The following is a 17,746-nucleotide window of genomic DNA, read 5'->3' on the forward strand; positions in this document are numbered from 1 at the left end:
CCGCTACCCTCCGGCACCTGGACAACAGCACATGCAGGCTCTGCCTTTTGCCTTTCTGGCCATCATCTTCTATCTCGGCGCCGGCCTCTGGCAGGGCCTTACCCTGACACGCCGCGTCCCGGCACGCACGCGTCTGGTGCGCAGTCTGGCGCTGATCGCCGTCGCCTGCCATGCCGTCATCGTCTGGGTCACGCTCAACCACGGTGGCGCGCTGCACCTCGGACTGTTCGAGAGCGCGTCGCTGGTCAGCTGGGCCATCTGCCTGCTGCTGGTCATCGCCAGCCTGTTCAAGCCGGTGATCGCCGGGGGCGCGGCGCTGTTCCCGGTCGCCGCCGCCTGCGTGCTCGGCGTGATGAACCTGCCGAGCGCCACCACCGAGAACCCGCTCTCCCCCGGCCTGGTCGCCCACATCTTCACCTCGGTGGCGGCATTGGCCTTCTTCAGCATCGCGGCCATGCAGGCCGGACTGCTGTCGCTGCAACAGCACGCGCTCAAGAAGCGCCATACCCGCGGCATCGTCCAGGTGCTGCCGGCACTGACCAGCATGGAACGCGCGCTGTTCGAGCTGATCTGGGCCGGCATGATCCTGCTCAGCGTGTCGATCATCAGCGGCACCATCTATCTGGACAACATGTTCGCCCAGCATCTGGCTCACAAGACGGTGCTCAGCCTCGGTGCCTGGATCATCTTCGCCGTGCTGCTGTTCGGGCATCACGTGCTGGGCTGGCGCGGCCAGCGTGCCGCCCGCTGGACACTGGGCGGCTGCCTGGTACTGGCGCTGGCCTTCTTCGGCACCAAGTTCGTGCTGCAAGTGGTATTTTCCCACTAAGCCCTGCCACCCCGACAGAGATCGCTCGCTGCGCCTGATGCATTGCAGCGAGCGTGTCAGTATCATGCGCCTAAATCCGCCACCGAGGACCCTTCACTCTTGAGCGACGACACCCCGTTGGGGCTGCTGTTCGGCCTACTGGTCATCCTGATCATCCTGTCTGCCTTCTTCTCGAGTTCCGAGACCGGCATGATGTCGATCAACCGCTACCGTCTCAGTCACCGCGCCAAGGGCGGTGAGCGCGGCGCCAAGCGTGTTACCCGCCTGCTTTCCCGTCCGGACCGCCTGATCGGCGTCATCCTGATCGGCAACAACTTCGTCAACAACCTGGCCGCCTCGCTGGCGACCATCATCGCGATCCATTACTTCGGTGATGTCTCGGGCCCGGCCGTCTCGACCGCCGTGCTGACCATCGTGGTGCTGATCTTTGCCGAAGTGACGCCCAAGACCATGGCCGCCGTGAACCCGGAGCGCATCGCCTATCCGGCCTCGCTGGTGCTGGAACCGTTGCTCAAGCTGCTCTACCCGCTGGTCTGGCTGGTCAATGGCATCTCCAATGGCCTGTTGCGCCTGTTCGGCGTGCGCGATGTCAGCGGCGGCGCCGACAGCCTGACCCGTGACGAGCTGCGCACCGTGGTCCACGAAGCCGGCAGCATGATCCCGCGTCGCCACCAGGGCATGCTGCTGTCGATTCTCGATCTCGAGAACGTCACCGTCGATGACATCATGGTGCCGCGTCAGGAGATCTTCGGCATCGACCTGGACGATGATCTCGACATCATCCTCAGCCATATCCGCGCCAGTCAGCACACGCGGGTGCCGGTCTACAAGGGTGACATCAACAACATCATCGGCATCCTGCACCTGCGCAACGCGGCGCGCTTCCTGTCGCTGGACGAGGTCACCAAGGCCTCCATCATCCAGGAAGCCCGCGAGCCCTACTTCATCCCGGAATCCACGCCGCTGCATACCCAGCTGCTCAACTTCCAGAAGCAGAAGCGCCGCATCGGCATCGTGGTCGACGAGTATGGCGATGTGCAGGGGCTGGCGACGCTGGAGGACATCCTCGAGGAGATCGTCGGCGAGTTCACCACCGATGTTGCCGGTACGCATCAGGAGATCCACCCGCAGGACAACGGCAGCTACGTGATCGAAGGCACCGCCAACATCCGCGAGATCAACAAGGCCATCGGCTGGCAGCTGCCGACTGACGGCCCCAAGACGCTCAACGGCCTGATTCTGGAACATCTGGAATCCTTCCCGGATGCCCCGGCCAGTCTCGCCATCGGCACCACGCGCATCGAGATCCAGCAGGTGAAGGACAACCAGATCACCTCGGCACGCTGCTGGCAGGCGGCTCGCACCACGCGCAGCTGAGGCCCACCCGCATTGCCACGCAGCACGGCACTCTCGACGACAGGCCCGCCAATTGGCGGGCCTGTCGCGTCTGGGGCACGGCAACTCGCCCAAGTGCTCATTTTCAGGTGCTCAGGTATTCAGGTGCTCGGTGCTCGGTGCTCAGGTGCAAGATCCAGCTGCAATACGGTGTTGCAGACCACGACACGCAAGCGGCCCGAACCCACGCTATGCTGTGCGCGTTCGCGCTGCCCGTCAGCGCCAGACGTCACGGACCTGCGCCAGAGCAGGCTGACTCACCGCTCCCCCTGCAATGCCCCACAACCTTCAAATGGCCCTCATGACTTCAGCTTCCGCCCCAACGGCGTCCCCCGCCCTGCATCGACAACCTCACTTCACCGTGCTGCTGGCCCTGATGGTGGCCCTCGCCCCGCTATCGATGGATGCCTTCCTGCCCGCCATCCCCGCCATGGCCGCGGAATTCGGTGTCGATCACTCCCGTCTCGGCCTGACCATCACCTTCTTTCTGGCCGGCTACGCCTTCGGTCAGCTGAGTGGTGGCCCGCTGTCGGACAGCCTGGGCCGTCGCCCGATCGCGCTGGGCGGCATCGTGCTGTTCTTGATCGCGAGTCTCGGCTGCGCCATGACGCATAGCCTGGAATGGCTGATGGTCTTCCGTGTCCTGCAGGGGATCGCGACCGGCATGACCGGCGGCGTCTCTCGCACCGTGGTGCGCGATGTCGCGACCGGCAAGGACGCCGCGCGCCTGATGACCAACGTCATGATGGTGCTGATGGCAGCACCGCTGGTCGCCCCCAGCCTCGGCGCTCTCATCCTGGCACTGAGCACCTGGCAGATGGTCTTCATCGGCCTGGCCGTCTATGGCGTGATCGCCGGAGTCGCCATTCGCCAATGGCTGCCGGAGACCCTGCCTGCCAGCGAGCGTTCACCGCTCAGCCTGCGCGGCGCATTGGCCAGCTATCGCACGGTACTGACCACGCGCGGCGTCCCCGGGCACCTGATGCTGCTGCTGTGCGGACCCGGCATCATGTTCACCTTCCTGACCAACGCGAGCTATCTCTATCAGGGCGTGCTGGGGCTGAACTCCGGTGAGTTCGCGCTGGCCTTCGGCGCCAATGTCGGCGCGATGCTGATCGGCAACCGCCTCAACCACTTCGGCCTCAAGCATCTGCGCACGCGCAAGCTGGTTCAGGTGGCGCTGTGCATGCAGGGGATCGGCATCACCTGGCTGATCTCGCTGGTCATCACCGACAACGTCCAGGTCGCCACCCTGATTCCGGGCATCCTGTTCGTGCTGGGCGCCGGCGGCATGATCACGCCCAACGTGATGGCCGACTACCAGTCGCTGTTCGCACGTGGCCATGGTGCCGCCAATGCCATCTCCGGCACGGTGCTGTATCTCGGCGGCGGTCTCTATGGCGCCCTGGCCAGCCTGTGGCTGAGCGGCGATGACATGCTGGCGGTGCCGCTGGTCATGCTGGGCGCCTGGGCCATCGGCGGCTTCGGCTTCTGGGTCACGCGCCACACCGCTCCCTCCGAGCAGTCCAGCGACTGACGCGACGCCGCGCTCACCACCAGTGGCTATCTGCTGGTCGCCAGAACGTGAAATGCCGCCCCTGCCTGACGATCGTGTCGGCATGGGCGGCATTTTCATGCAGCACTGAAAAAAAGTGAGCGGCTAGCGGGAGCGCGCCAGGCGTGTCGCCTTGCGATGCAGATCACGCACCGCCTCTTCGAGCTCCACCGCCTTGGTGCCGACAGGGTCGAAGGTACGCCCGACGCACAGCTCTACCCGCCCGCGCAGGCGCCGCGGAAACTTGGCGAAGGCAGGCCCGCCGCCGTGGGAGAACCAGGAGCCCCACAGGCCGCCCAGCGCCATCGGAATCACCGGCACCGGGTCACGCGCCAGAATCAGCTCCAGCCCGCGCCGGAAGCGACCGACCTCACCGTCGCGCGTCAGCTTGCCCTCGGGGAAGATCATCACGACTTCTCCCTCGCGTAGCGCCTTGCCGACTTCCTCCAGCGAGCGGCGCACCCCTGCCGGGTCCTTGCGCGAGGAGTCCACCGGAATCGCCCCGGCGATGCGGAAGAACCACTTCAGCCACGGCGAGTGATAGATCTCGGCATCCATCAGGAAACGCAGCGGGCGCGGACTGGCCCCGCCCAGAATCAGCGCATCCATGAAGCTGACGTGATTGCACACCACCAGCGCCGCCCCTTCCGCCGGTATCCGCCAGCGCCCCTTGAGGTGCAGGCGATACATCAGATGGATGAGGATGAAGATATTGAGGCGCAGGAAGGGCCGCGGGTCACGCAGCATGCAGACCACCGCGATCAGCCCGCTGATCAGGGACAGCAGCAGCAGGAAGTCCGGGATATCGCGCCCCATCACGCCCAGCACCAGAATGCCGGCACCGGCCGACAGCACCATCAGCAGAGCATTGAGCACGTTGTTGGCGGCGATCATGCGCGCGCGGTGATCTTCAGGACTGCGGATCTGCAGCAGGGTGTAAAGCGGCACGATATAGAGGCCGCCGCCGAAGCCGATGACGCCGAGATCCAGCCACATGCGCCAGAAACCGGCGATGCCCAGCAGCTCGATCAAGGGCGTGGCCATCTGCGCCTCGGCCAGTGCCGGGCGCAGGGCAAGATCCAGCCCGCCAGCGAAGATGATCAGCGCGCCGAAGGGCACCAGTCCCGTCTCGAGACGCCCGCGCGAGACACGCTCACAGGCCAGCGACCCCAGGCCGATGCCGATGGCGAAGGCCGCCAGCAAGGCAGAGGTCGCCCCTTCGGCCCCATGCACGATATCGCGCGCATAGGCCGGCAATTGCGTCAGATAGCTGGCGCCGAGGAACCAGAAGGCACTGATGCCCAGCAGCGCCCAGCGTAGCCGGCGGTTGCTCAGCCCTTCACGCATCACTGCGATGCTGCCGGAGAGCGGACGCCACGGCACGGGGCCGGGCGAAGCGGAGGGTGCCGGCGGAATCTTGCCGGCCGCCATCACGCCCAGCAGGGACAGGGAGACCAGCGACGCGGAGAGCGCCCAGCGTGCCAGCTCGCCGCCCAGCGCCATCAAGGCCGCGGCGGCAAGGGTACCGATCAGGATGGCGAGGAAGGTGCCCAGCTCGACCCAGGCATTGCCGCTGACCAGCTCATCCGGCTTGAGGTGCTGGGGCAGGATGGCGTACTTGACCGGGCCGAAGAGCGCCGACTGGGTGCCCATCATGAACAGCAGCGCCAGCAGCAACTCCCAGGCTTCGAAGATCAAGGCACCGGCCGCCACGCTCATGGTGGCCAGCTCCAGCCACTTGAGTCGTACGATCAGGCGCTGCTTGTCGAGGCGGTCAGCCAACAGGCCGCCCCAGGCGGAGAACAGCAGAAAAGGCAGGATGAACAGACCGGCCGCCAGATTGTTGACGATGCCGGTGTCCCAGCCCCGTTGCTCGATGACCACGAAGGTCATCAGCAGCAGCAAGGCGTTCTTGAACAGATTGTCATTGAAGGCCCCGAGGGCCTGGGTCCAGAAGAAGGGCGCAAAACGGGGTCGCCGGAGCAGTTCTCGACTCATTGGCCAGCTTCCGTGGCATCCCCCGCACACGCAGCCTCGCTGCGTACCTTGAGCCCCGCCAACATGGTGTCCAGCAACTGATCGAGCAGCTCCGTCACTTCCAGTGGCTGCCCCTGCCAGAGTCCCAGACGCTCGTTCATGCCCAGCTGCACCAGACCGTGCACGCTACCCCACAGCGTGCGCGCCATGCGCTTGGCCTCGACGGACTCGACGCGTGGGGCGTACTCGACCAAGGCCCCCTCCACACGTTCGAACAGCCCTTCGATCATCGCGTTCTGACGCTGGTCCAGCTCCCCTTCCTGGGCGAGCGGGAAGTCGAACAGCAGCTGCCAGCGGTAAGGGTCGCGCTGGGCGAAGCCCCAGTAGGCGCGCGCCAGGGCCTTGAGGCGCTCCGAAGGACTCGGCGTCTCCTGTCCGGCTATCGCATCGCGCAGCCTGTCCAGCGTCGCCAGATTGACGTGCTGGAGCAGGTTGCCGAAGCTGCCATAGAGCTTGAGCAGGGTGCTGGGCGCACAACCGACTTCGCGGGCCAGGTTGCGCAGAGACAGGGCGTGAACGGGCTGCTCTTTGAGCCATTCATCGCAGGTCTCCATTACCCGCGCATGCAGCGCTTCCGGTGCATGCTGACGTGGACGGGCCATCGAATTCCTCTGATGCTTGAGATGCGTTACCGCGTAGCGAATCTGACGCGGTGTGTGTTCGGACAGCACGGGTGGGCAAAGGGTTGCGACGCCTAGCGGGCATCTCTTGGAGCACCCCGTATCGGTCATTGAATCGAACAGTGTTTCCGTCCAGCATATCGAGACTGAGCACAAACGCAAGCACCACCAAGGTGTGGCATGCTGGCATCCGTGGCGTGCAGCGCGATCCACACCCCATCTCAGGCAGCAGCTGCCGCTGCATGTTCCCTTCGCCTCATCGCCTCAAAGGATTCTCGTGGCCGGTCGTCTGTATATTCCCCCCTACCCCGCTGACCTGCCCCCCGACGAACTGTTCGGGTCGCTGGCGACTCCCGCGCTCGAACGCCAGTTGCGCAGCGAACTGCTGGTCAGCGCCAATCGCGCCCCGCGCATGCCCGCCTCGATGCTGCGACTGGAAGGCCCCCGCCTGCGCCTGGTGCCGGCACTCTGGGGCCTGACTCCCAGCTGGCTGGAGATCATGGACCACGCCCCGCACGTGGCGCGGGCAGAGTCGCTGGAAACGCGACGCATGTTCCGCGAGTCGTTCATCAGCCAGCGGGCACTGATCCCCGTCGGCGGTGTCTATGTGTGGAAGGAACAACCGCGCATGAAGCAGCCGTTTCTGGTCACGCACCCGACCCGCGCCCCGCTGTTGCTGGCCGCCCTGTGGACGCGCCACTTCAGCGCCCCCCTGATGGAGGGGCTGCCCCCCGAGGGGCGCGACAGCTTCGCGCTGATCAGTGTCGAGTGTGCCGGGGTCACGTCACGCCTGACCGATCGCATGCCCGCCGTGATTGCGCCGCATCAGGTACGCGACTGGCTGAATGCCGAGACGCCGCTGGAGACGGTACGCAGCATGCTGACGCCGAACGCCAACCTGGCCGCCTTCCCGGTCGCACGCCTCGTCAACGACCCCGAGCATCAGGAGTGGAGCGTCGCCCACCCCACCGGCCCGATGCTGACCTGAATCCGCCTGCGCCGACGGCACGTATCGAGGATGGCGGCACTGCATCGCTCTACCGCCTCGCGCGCATGTTCGCCCAATGAGAACCATCACCGAGTCAGCGCCACCTGCCCGAGCAGCGGTGGCATGAATCAGGAGAGAAGATGTCACTGCCTTCAGGATTTCGCCCTCTTGCACTGAGCACGGCCATTGCCGCCATCGTCATGAGTGGTCTGGCGCCGGCCATCAGCCATGCCGATACCCGCCCGACTTCTGCGCCCGCGTCGTCCCTCGCGCCGGCCGCCAACTCCGCCTCAAGCACGGCGCCCGCCAGAGCCGAGCAGGCCAGTCCCGTCATCAAGAGCGAGAACGACCAGCGACTCTATCGCAGCCTGACCCTCGACAACGGCCTCAAGGTCCTGCTGGTCAGTGATGCCAAGGCCGACAAGGCCGCCGCCGCCGTCGATGTCGAAGTCGGCAGCGCCCAGGACCCCGACGATGTCCCGGGGCTGGCACACTTCCTGGAGCACATGCTGTTCCTCGGCACCGATCGCTATCCGAAGCCGGATGCCTACCAGGACTTCATCACCAAACATGGCGGCCAGCACAACGCCTTCACCGCCAGCCAGGACACCAACTACTTCTTCGACATCGACCCGGATGCCTTCGATGAGGCACTGCCGCGCTTTGCACGCTTCTTCGTCGCGCCGCAGTTCAATGCCGACTACGTGGATCGCGAGCGCCATGCGGTCAATTCCGAGTATCAGGCGCGCCTGCAGGACGATGGCCGCCGTATCTACGAGGCTGTCGAAGCGGCCCTCAACCCGGAACACCCCTTCAACCGCTTCAGTGTCGGCAGCCTCGAAACCCTCAAGGACACCGAGGCCGGCAGCCTGCGCCAGCGACTGGTCGACTTCTATCAGGCTCACTACGGCGCCAACGTGATGCGCCTGTCACTGGTCGGGCCGCAGTCGCTGGCAACGCTCGAACAGCTGGCACGCGACAACTTCAGTGATGTGCCCGACCGTGGACTGTCGCGCCCCGAGATCACCACGCCCCTGGCCAGCGGTGACGAGCTGCCGGCTCGCCTTGAGGTCAAGGCGCTCAAGCAGGAGCGCAAGCTGTCGTTCATGTTCCCCATCGACGACCCGATTGCCCACTACCGCTCACAGCCGGTCAGCTACCTGGCCAACCTGATCGGTCACGAAGGCGAAGGCAGTCTGCTGGCAGCGCTCAAGGACAAGGGCTGGGCAGATGGCCTCTCGGCCGGCGGTGGCCTCAGTGATGGCGAGCATGCCCTGCTCAGCGTCGACATCAGCCTGACCCCGGAAGGCGCGCAGCATCAGGCGGAGATCCGTGCCGCGCTGTTCGACTACCTGGCGCTGATCCGCGCTGAGGGCATCAACGACTGGCGCTATACCGAACAGGCACAGCTGGGCGAGCAGAGTTTCCGCTTCCAGCAGCGCAGCTCGCCGGTCAATCTGGCCAGCAATCTGGCGATGATGATGACGCGCTACCCGATCGAGGACGTGCTGGCGGCGCCCTACCTGATGCAGGACTTCGACCCGGACCTGATCAAGGACACCCTCGCTCGTCTGACACCCGACAACCTGCTGGAGGTCTACTCCGGCCCGCAGGTGGAGGGGGATCAGCAGGGCGAGTGGTTCAAGGCGCCCTACACCCTGACGCGCCTGACGGCGGATGCCGCTGCTCAGACCGCCGGCGACGACACCCTGGCCAGCCAGCTGGCGCTGCCCAGGCCCAACCCCTATCTGGCCAAGGACTTCCGCGTACTCGACCTGGCCGACGCCAAGCCGAGCCAGTTGATCGATGAGCCCGGTGCCGAGCTCTGGTATCAGGGCGATGCGAGCTTCGGCGTGCCGAAGGCCGAATGGCGCTTCGGTCTGCTCAATCCCGACGTCAGTCGCTCGGTGGATGACCAGGCCATGAGTCAGGTGCTGGCGGCGTGGCTGAATGACAGCCTCAACGCGCGTCTGTATCCGGCACGTCTGGCGGGGCAGGATGCGCTGGTCTATGCCCATGGGCGTGGCATCACCCTACAGTTCAGTGGCTGGCGTGATGGTCAGCAGCCGGAAATGCGTGAAGTGCTCGACCAGCTGGTGAACGGCGAGATGGCCCCCGCCACCCTGGAGCGCATCACTCAACGCCTGCGTCGCAGCCTGCAGAACCGCGCTCAGGCACCGCTCTACACGCGCCTGGGCCGCAGCCTCAGTGAAACGCTGGTCGGCCTGCCGAGCACCGCCGAGCAACAACTGGCGGCCCTGGACAAGATCGACGCCCAGTCACTGGACAGCTTCCGCAAGCGCTTCCTTGCCAAGCTGCACGTGCAGGCGATGGTGACCGGCAACCTGACCGCCGACCAGGCCCGCGAGACCGGCCAGCTGGTGATCAACGGGCTTGCGCCGCGCATCACGCGCGAGGCGGTGCCAGACCTGGAAGTGCGTCAGGTCACCCAGCACACGGTACTGCGCCCGGACAGCACACGCGGCGATGCCGGTGCCCTGCGCTACCTGCAGGGCAAGGACCGTACGCTGCAGTCCCAGGCCCGCATCGCGGTGCTGGGTCAGCTGCTCGAAGCGCCCTTCTACAGCCAGCTGCGCACCGAGGAGCAACTCGGCTATATCGTCTCCGCGCGCTATTCGCCCATGCTCGATGCGCCGGGGCTGAGCCTGCTGGTGCAGTCGCCATCCAAGGACAGCAAGACGCTGTTTTCGCGCATGGATGCCTTCCTCACCCGCTTCGACAGCCGCGTGCAGTCGCTGGATGAGGCCACGCTTGCCAGCTACCGCGACGCCGTCGTCGACAGCCTGACCCAGAAGCCCCGCAAGCTGTCCGAGCTGGCAGCGCGCAACTGGAGCGAGCTGAGCTTCGGCTGGACAGGCTTTGACCGCCGCCAGCAACTGGTCGCGGCCGTCGAGCAGGTCAGCGCGCAGGATATCCGCGTCATCTGGCAGCAGCTGAATGACTCCAGCGCGCTGGAACTGGCCTTCGACCCCGGCACGCCCAGCGACTTCGACCAGCGCCTCACGGAACTGGACCTGCCGCCGCTGCCCGAGGCGCCACGCGCCGAGACAGGCGCGACCCTGGCGGCACCCTCTGCCGAGGCCAGCGGCAATGCCCAGCATTGAGTCTCGCCGGCCCGCCAGCGGCTTGACGGGCAAACAAGGCACCGACCCTCACCGGACGGACGCCTGAAACGACAAGACCCCGACGAGGTGCAGTTCAATAACCGCGTCGGGGTCTTGTTCATTCATGCCTTGCCGGCAAGCACAGCGGGCCGGCTAGCCCGTCATCAGCCGAAGGCCTGCGGCGGCATGATGCCTTCCACGTACATCGCCAGTTCTTCGAGAATCTGCACGCGGTCCGGGTCCTGTTCGCTCTGGGCCAGCCGCTGGATCTCGCTGACGAAGCCCTTCACGGTCAGGCTCGCGACCTGCTCATCGTTCATGCGCTCCCAACGCCATTGCTCCCAGCGTTCGCGCTCGGCGGAGTTGAGCGTGTAGCCGTAGCTGCGCGCGCGATAGCGGAACAGCATCTCCTCGAGTCGGCCATCCTGGAAGGCGAACGGCGTATCATCCAGCGCCTCGGGATGGGTGGCACGCACACGCTCCATCTCCTTGCGGTCCGCGGGCGAGAAGAAGCCACCGGAATAGAGCATCAGGTCCGGATCAGCCGGGCCGGCCGGCGGCGCCTCGGCGAATACCTGCGCCACCTTCACGCCGACACCGGCGTTGTCCTTCAGCCACTTCCAGTGCACGCGACACTGGGCGGGGTCGATCTTGAAGCGCGCGGCGATCTCGCCGTACTCGCCCTCATGCGGCCCGGACACATCCTTGAGCGCATTGGCCGGCAGCAGCACCGGACTCTTGTTGAGATGGATGACCTTGAGCGGAATCCGCTCCTCGCCTTCCGCGAGGTCATCGGCACTGGCGAAGACACGGGCACGTATCTCCTCCGGTGACAGCTCCATCAACGGTGCCGGGTCTACCGAGAGGTCATAGACGATCACGCCATTGGCATTCGAAGGATGCTCCGCCAGCGGCACCACCAGCGCGCCACAGGCCCGCGAGGCCGGATAGCGACGCGAGATGTGCAGCATCGGCTTGCGTGCGCCGATATCCAGCAGGCTGGCGACATGGCGCTTGTTGCGCAGCTTGAGCAGGTAATCGAACAGCCGCGCATTGCGCGCCTTGAGCAGGCGTGCCAGCGCGATGGTGGCGCGCACATCCACCAGCGCATCGTGCGCGCCGGCGTGCTCGATGCCATTGGCCGCCGTCAGATGCTCCAGACGGAAGCTGGGCGCACCATCTTCTCGTTTGGGCCATTCGATACCTTCCGGGCGCAGGGCATGGAAGGCGCGCACGACATCGATCAGGTCCCAGCGTGAATTGCCGTTCTGCCACTCACGCCCGTAGGGGTCGAGGAAGTTGCGGTAGAACAGATGACGGCTGACTTCATCATCGAAGCGCAGGCTGTTGTAGCCCAGCGTGCAGGTCCCCGGCACGCTCATCTCGTCATTGATGCGCCCGGCGAACTCGGCCTCGGGAATGCCGCGACGCTCGGCCTGCTGCGGGGTGATGCCGGTGATCAGACACGCCATCGGCTGGGGCAGGAAGTCATCGGCCGGCTTGCAATAGAGGGTCAGCGGCTCGCCGATCTCATTGAAGTCAGCATCGGTACGGATGGCCGCGAACTGCGAAGGACGGTCACGGCGCGGGTCGGCGCCGAAGGTCTCGTAGTCGTGCCACAGGAAGGTGGGCTCTGCCACAGGATGTCTCCACGCGGGCGGTCGAAAAATGAACGTGCCAGAGCACCGTCTCCAGCAAGGCTGGCACGGTGCTCTGGCAGGCAATGGGCATGGGCTGGCTCGGGACGTCGCAGGCGGTGCCCGCTCGGCAACGCCTCAGGTGGCAAGCACCCGGCGCCCCGCGAACTCAGGCCTCGCCGGGACGCGGCAGAGTGACGTTGAGTTCCAGCACCGAGCAGTCGTCTTCGCGGTCCAGCGAGATGTTGATGGCATCCTGGTCGACCTGCACATACTTGCGAATCACCTCGAGCAGCTCACGCTCCAGCATCGGCATGTAATCCGGCTGGTCACGCTGGCTACGCTGGTGCGCGACGATGATCTGCAGCCGCTCCTTGGCGACATTGGCGGTCTTCTTGCGCTCTCGCTTCAGAAAATCCAGTAATTTCACTTGCGCCCCCCTCCAAACATTCTGGCCAGCAGACCGCGCTTCTCGACTTCATGGAAACGCAGCTGCACTTCCTCGCCCAACAGGCGGGACACGCAATCCACGTACGCCTGGCCGGCATCGCTCTTCTGGTCATGCGTGACCGGCACACCCTGGTTGGACGCGCGCAGCACGGCGTCGGATTCCGGAATCAGGCCGATCAGCGGGATCGACAGGATTTCCTGGATATCGGTCAGGTTGAGCATGTCACCGCCGGTGACGCGCGCCGGATGGTAACGGGTGATCAGCAGGTGTTCACGCACCGGGGTGTCGCCATTCTCGGCGCGACGCGTCTTGGAAGACAGCAGGCCGATGATGCGGTCGGAGTCACGTACCGAGCTGACTTCCGGGTTGGTCACCACCACGGCCTCGTCAGCGAAGTACATCGCCAGCTGGGCACCGCGCTCGATACCGGCCGGCGAGTCACAGATGACGTAATCGAACTCCTCGCGCAGCGCGTCAAGCACCTTCTCGACGCCTTCCAGCGTCAGCGCGTCCTTGTCACGGGTCTGGGAGGCCGGAAGGATGTGCAGGTTGTCGATGCGCTTGTCGCGGATCAGGGCCTGCTTGAGATTGGCTTCGCCCTGGATGACGTTGACCAGGTCATAGACCACACGGCGTTCGCAGCCCATGATCAGGTCCAGGTTACGCAGGCCCACATCGAAATCGATCACTACGGTCTTGTTGCCGCGCAAAGCCAGTCCGGTGGCAATGGCGGCGGCGCTGGTCGTCTTGCCGACTCCGCCCTTGCCTGACGTCACTACGATAATCTTGGCCAAAGGTATCTTCCTTGCTGAGAGTCCCTCGCCGAGCGAGGATCACCTGTAAATATTGGATATCGTTCAGAACACAGTGCTGGAGTCAGCCGAGTCGTGCGATACAGAGTTGGTCGTGTTCAAGCACGACTTCGACATTGGCACCCAGCAGGCGATTGTCGATGTCATCGAGCCGCTTGTAGGTTCCGGCCACCGAGAGCAGCTCGGCGTGCAGTTCCTTGCAGTAGATGCTGGCGTTGCGATCGCCATGGATACCCGCCAGCGCGCGGCCACGCAGAGCGCCATAGATATGCACACTGCCGGCGGCCAGGATCTCGGCGCCGGCATTCACCGCACCGATGATGACCAGGTCGCCCTCCGGTGCGCTGACCTGCTGGCCCGAGCGCACCGTGCCGCGATACACCTTGCTGGCGTGGGCTGGCTCCGCTTTCTCGGCCGCGCTGTCCGCGACCGTCTCGGCAGGCTCAGCGACCGGCTCAGCGGCCACCGGCGGCACGGACTCGAGGGAGCGCCCGCGATTCTCCTGCGGCGGGAACCACCCCAGCCCCAACGCCCAGGCGGACTGACGCACCGGGTCTCCACCGCCACGCACCGCGACCGGCAGCAGCTTGTGGCCACGGCAGACGGCACAGATGCGCTCCAGCGCCAGATGCGGCTCGTCGAGCTTCTCGACGCTCAGCACCACCGGCGTATGTTGAAAGAAGGCCGGCGACTGGCTGAGCTTGCTGGCCAGCTGAGCACGGATCTGCTCCGGATCACCGCTGACCAGCTCCATGACCGTCATCGGCAGCATGCCGCCCTTGAAGGTGAAGGCCTGAGGGGCCCTGTCCGTACTGAGACTCATGACCTGACTCCGGTTGCGTAAGGAGTGTCGAAGCCCTCCGACACTCTTGATGATGCACGTGCTGTTCACGGCATCCTCAAGGCGACCCTCGATTGGAAAGGCCACCTGAATAACATAGCTCGCCGTCGCACACGGCACAGCGACTGCTTGATAGGCGCCGAGCATGAATGACAGACACTGAATGGCATAGCGGTAACGTACAAAACTATGTGAGCGAACACAGTGCTGCAACTGATGATACGGCCAGCAGCAGGCACTGTCAGGTGTCGCGAGCCTACGACGTGGCTCCCTTGCCGACCTGTCACCCGCCGCCGGTCGCCCTGCACGCCGCCGCGCGCGTGCAATAAGGCACATCGATCGACATGCGATACCACACAACGGGGGGCTGTGACTGGTAAGATAGCGGGGTGACGAAATTCATGCGCCGTCACTCCGCCACTCCGTCGTGCCCACCCGATTGCACCCGCCGAGTGTGCGGCCAATTGTTGCGCCCCTCTATTTTTTGCCTGGATAACCGCTCTCTCATGACCGGACTGCTCTCCCGCCTCACTGGCCGCCTGTTCACTCCTCGCTGGCAACACGCCAACCCTGCCATTCGCTCCGCTGCCACTGACCAGCTTGATCCGGAGATTCCAGACCAGCGCAAGATCCTGGAGACCCTGATTCTCGAAGATGACGCCCTGGAAGTGCGCCATGCCGCCCTGACGCGCATGCAATCTCCCGAGCGTCTGCTGCCGCTGCTCGACCGCGCCGATGGCCTGGTACGCGAGCGCCTGATCGAACTGTTGAGCGGCGGCCAGGATGCGCCCTCACTGTTGAGCCGTGAACAGCTGGTCGAGCGCCTGGACGATAGCGAACTGCTGTCCGCCGTGGCGTCCCGCGGCGACAACCAGCAACTGCGTCTGACCGCACTGAGCCGACTGGAAGATGAAGAGGCGCTGATCCATCAGGCCTGCCACAACACCATCGCCGCCGTGCGCCATGCCGCTGCCGCCCGCATCACCAGCCAGGCCGGCCTCGAGCGCCTGGTGCGCGATGCCAAGCGTGACCGCCACGTGCAGCGTCAGGCGCGCGACACCCTCGCCCAGCGCCGTGCCGATGCTCAGCAGGCCGACGCGCTGGCCGCCAGCCGCGACAATCTGCTGCGCCAGATGGAGAAGCTGCCGCGTCAGGCGTGGGAAGATAGCGTGCCCTCGCGTTACCGCTCGCTGCTGCGCGAATGGGAGCGTCTGCCGGCCGCGGACTACGAGATTCAACAGCGCTTCGAAGAGGCGCGCCAGCAGGCGCACAAGGTCATCAGCGACCATGAGGCCCGCGAAGAAGCCATTCGCGCCCATGAGCGCCTGAGCGCCAACCTCAACACGCACCTGGAAGAGATTCTCAGCGCCGTGGATCAGGCGCGGGAAGACCTCTACAGCCGCGACTGCGTCAATGACCACGACTTCGCCAGCCTGCAGGCCCAGCGCCGTCTGCAGGGAGAGCGCTGGCGCGAGTTGACCGACCAGTTCTCGGCCCCGGCCGAACTGCTCGAACGTCAGCAGCGCCTGCAACAGCAGCTGCAGGACGCCCTCGATGCCTGGCATCGCCATCAGCTGTGCCAGGGCGAGCTGGATGCCGCGCTGGTCGACAATGACATCGACCAGTTGCGTCGTCTGGAAAGCGAAGTGGCCTGGCCTGCGGGTCTGCCGCAGACCGCCAGCCTGAGTGCGGTGCGACAGGCGATCAGCGCGGCGCAGCCGGAAGAGCCGGCAGAGGCAGCGCAGGAGCAGGACGCGCTCGATGGAAGCCAAGCACAAGACGCCGAGTCAGCTGACGCCCCCCGCGCGGCCGACGGCAAGGCGAGCCTGGATCTGGACGCACTGGATGCCGAACTGGCACGCCTGGAAGCGGATCTCGATGCCGGCAAGCTCAAGCCGGCCAGCCGTCTGCATCGCTCACTGCGCGATCGCACCGAAGGCCAGCTCGACAATGCCCGCCAGACCCGCCTGCGCCAGCTGGGCGCGCGTGTCGCGGAACTCCGTGACTGGCAGAACTTCGTCGCGGCGCCCAAGCGCGAGCAACTGCTCGAGGCCATCACCACCCTGAGCGAGCGTGATGACATCAGCGATGAGCAGCGCGACCGCCAGCACCAGCAGCTGATTCAGCAATGGCGCGAGCTGGGTGATGCGGCCGCCAGCCGCGATGCCAGCCAGGCGTTCCGCACCGCCTCTGACGCCATCAAGCTGCGCCTGCGGGATTACCGCGAATCGCGCAAGCAGCTGCGTGAACACAATCTGGCCATGCGCGAAGCGCTCTGCGAGCAGCTCGAATCACTCAACGGCCACGCCATGGACGATGCCGACCCCGACTCCCTGCGCCAGATCCGTGATCGCGCCCGTGAGGAATGGCGTCGCCACGCGCCGGTGCCCGCAGGCCCCGGTCGCCAGCTGTCGCATCGCTTCGGTGAGGCGCTGACGGCACTGCAGGGGCTGATCGACAGCCGCGCGGGCCAGATCGCCGCCGCCAAGCAAGCATTGGTCGATGCCGTCGAGGCGCTGGCCAATGAGGACTCGCCGGCACGCGCCCGCGCCGAACAGGCCAAGGCACTGCAGAGTCGCTGGCGCGAGATGGGCCGCGCGCCCAAGGGCGAAGAGCAACGCCTGTGGGCCGCCTTCCGCGCGGCGTGCGACCGTATCTTCGCTGCGCGCGATCAGGACCGCGAAGACCGCGACAGCCGCGAGCAGGCACGTCTGGATCAGTGGCAGGCGCTGATCGAACGTCTCGACAGCTGGGAGCCGGAGACGCTGGAAGACGCCGCCCTGCTCGATGACGCCCTGAAGGAAGCCGACACCCTTGGCCCGCTGCCGCGTGGCAAGCGGGGCGACGGCATGCGTCGTCGCTGGACCGGCATTCTCAAGCGTCGCGAGCAGCGTCTGGATGAACTGCACGCCCTGCAGCTGCGCGAGGAATGGCAACAATGGCGTGATCTGCTCGAACAGCACGCCGTGGCGGATGCCAGCGCGCGCAACGGTGACGTGCAGGATGTCGAGCTGCCGAACACCTCGGCCTTCGACGACAACAGCCGTCAGGCCAATGCGGCGCGCAACCAGATGCGTCAGGCCCTGCCGAGCAACTGCAGCGCCGCCAACGAGCGCCTGGCCGAGCTGCGTGTTCACCTGGCCATTCTGTTCGAGGCTCCGCTGGGCAGCGAAGATGAATCACGCCGCCTGACCGTGCAGGTCGCGCGCATCAACCAGCAGCTGGGTGAGCGCATGGAACGTGAAGAAGAGCTGGATGAGGTGCTGGATGCGCTGCTCGCCAACGGTCCGCTGGACTGGGACGCCTGGCAGACCGAACTGCCGCGCTTCGATGCGCTGTTCAATCACTGAAGTCAGTACTCTTGAGCTGGTGACGACACCGACACGCTCGCAAGACTGAAATCATGGCAACGAAAAGCCCCCGTCTCGATAGAGACGGGGGCTTTTTCATTCTCTT

Annotated in this window: 12 protein-coding genes; 6 read left to right on the forward strand and 6 right to left on the reverse strand. The window is 65.5% G+C overall.

Features of this window, described 5'->3' with window-relative positions; genetic code table 11:
* Positions 1 to 31: 31 nt before the first annotated feature.
* From HA399_RS15910 to HA399_RS15920, 3 genes are all read left to right on the forward strand, one after another.
* Complete coding sequence (locus HA399_RS15910; RefSeq protein WP_043336454.1) at positions 32 to 829, forward strand: inner membrane protein YpjD; 798 nt, start codon at positions 32 to 34, stop codon at positions 827 to 829.
* Between the two features lie 99 nt (positions 830 to 928).
* The gene (locus tag HA399_RS15915; RefSeq protein WP_043336457.1) at positions 929 to 2,206 is read left to right on the forward strand and encodes an HlyC/CorC family transporter; all 1,278 of its coding nucleotides are present in this window, start codon (positions 929 to 931) and stop codon (positions 2,204 to 2,206) included.
* 319 nt (positions 2,207 to 2,525) lie between these two features.
* The gene (locus tag HA399_RS15920; protein ID WP_303595307.1) at positions 2,526 to 3,761 is read left to right on the forward strand and encodes a multidrug effflux MFS transporter; all 1,236 of its coding nucleotides are present in this window, start codon (positions 2,526 to 2,528) and stop codon (positions 3,759 to 3,761) included.
* Positions 3,762 to 3,884: 123 nt separating this feature from the next.
* Here HA399_RS15920 and HA399_RS15925 read toward each other — a convergent pair whose 3' ends face one another.
* Positions 3,885 to 5,777, reverse strand: a complete 1,893-nt coding sequence (locus HA399_RS15925; RefSeq protein ID WP_192839485.1) for an MFS transporter — start codon at positions 5,775 to 5,777, stop codon at positions 3,885 to 3,887.
* Positions 5,774 to 6,418, reverse strand: a complete 645-nt coding sequence (locus HA399_RS15930) for a TetR/AcrR family transcriptional regulator (protein WP_404325480.1) — start codon at positions 6,416 to 6,418, stop codon at positions 5,774 to 5,776. Before HA399_RS15930 ends, HA399_RS15925 begins: the two co-directional genes overlap by 4 nt.
* A 295-nt stretch (positions 6,419 to 6,713) precedes the next feature.
* Here HA399_RS15930 and HA399_RS15935 point away from each other — a divergent pair, with 295 nt between their 5' ends.
* Together HA399_RS15935 and HA399_RS15940 are read left to right on the forward strand one after the other, a co-directional pair.
* Positions 6,714 to 7,424, forward strand: coding sequence for an SOS response-associated peptidase (locus HA399_RS15935; protein ID WP_240548645.1), 711 nt, complete (start codon positions 6,714 to 6,716; stop codon positions 7,422 to 7,424).
* A 140-nt stretch (positions 7,425 to 7,564) separates the two neighbouring features.
* A complete protein-coding gene (locus HA399_RS15940; protein ID WP_404325481.1) occupies positions 7,565 to 10,549 on the forward strand; it encodes an insulinase family protein in 2,985 nt (994 codons plus the stop codon).
* 164 nt (positions 10,550 to 10,713) lie between these two features.
* Here HA399_RS15940 and sbcB read toward each other — a convergent pair whose 3' ends face one another.
* From sbcB to minC, 4 genes are all read right to left on the reverse strand, one after another.
* Complete coding sequence (sbcB, locus tag HA399_RS15945; protein ID WP_404325482.1) at positions 10,714 to 12,189, reverse strand: exodeoxyribonuclease I; 1,476 nt, start codon at positions 12,187 to 12,189, stop codon at positions 10,714 to 10,716.
* A 166-nt stretch (positions 12,190 to 12,355) separates the two neighbouring features.
* A complete protein-coding gene (minE, locus tag HA399_RS15950; protein WP_043336475.1) occupies positions 12,356 to 12,616 on the reverse strand; it encodes a cell division topological specificity factor MinE in 261 nt (86 codons plus the stop codon).
* Positions 12,613 to 13,431: a septum site-determining protein MinD gene (gene minD, locus HA399_RS15955; RefSeq protein WP_054557277.1), complete on the reverse strand. Its 819-nt coding sequence runs from the start codon at positions 13,429 to 13,431 to the stop codon at positions 12,613 to 12,615. Before minD ends, minE begins: the two co-directional genes overlap by 4 nt.
* A gap of 82 nt (positions 13,432 to 13,513) precedes the next feature.
* Entirely contained in the window at positions 13,514 to 14,272 is a 759-nt protein-coding gene (gene minC, locus HA399_RS15960) for a septum site-determining protein MinC (protein WP_107335876.1), read from the reverse strand.
* 524 nt (positions 14,273 to 14,796) lie between these two features.
* On the opposite strand from minC, the gene HA399_RS15965 reads away from it, so the two are divergent.
* Positions 14,797 to 17,640, forward strand: a complete 2,844-nt coding sequence (locus HA399_RS15965) for a DUF349 domain-containing protein (protein ID WP_404325483.1) — start codon at positions 14,797 to 14,799, stop codon at positions 17,638 to 17,640.
* The last annotated feature ends 106 nt before the right edge of the window (positions 17,641 to 17,746 follow it).

The organism is Cobetia sp. UIB-001 (assembly GCF_044789135.1).
Lineage (GTDB): Bacteria > Pseudomonadota > Gammaproteobacteria > Pseudomonadales > Halomonadaceae > Cobetia > Cobetia amphilecti.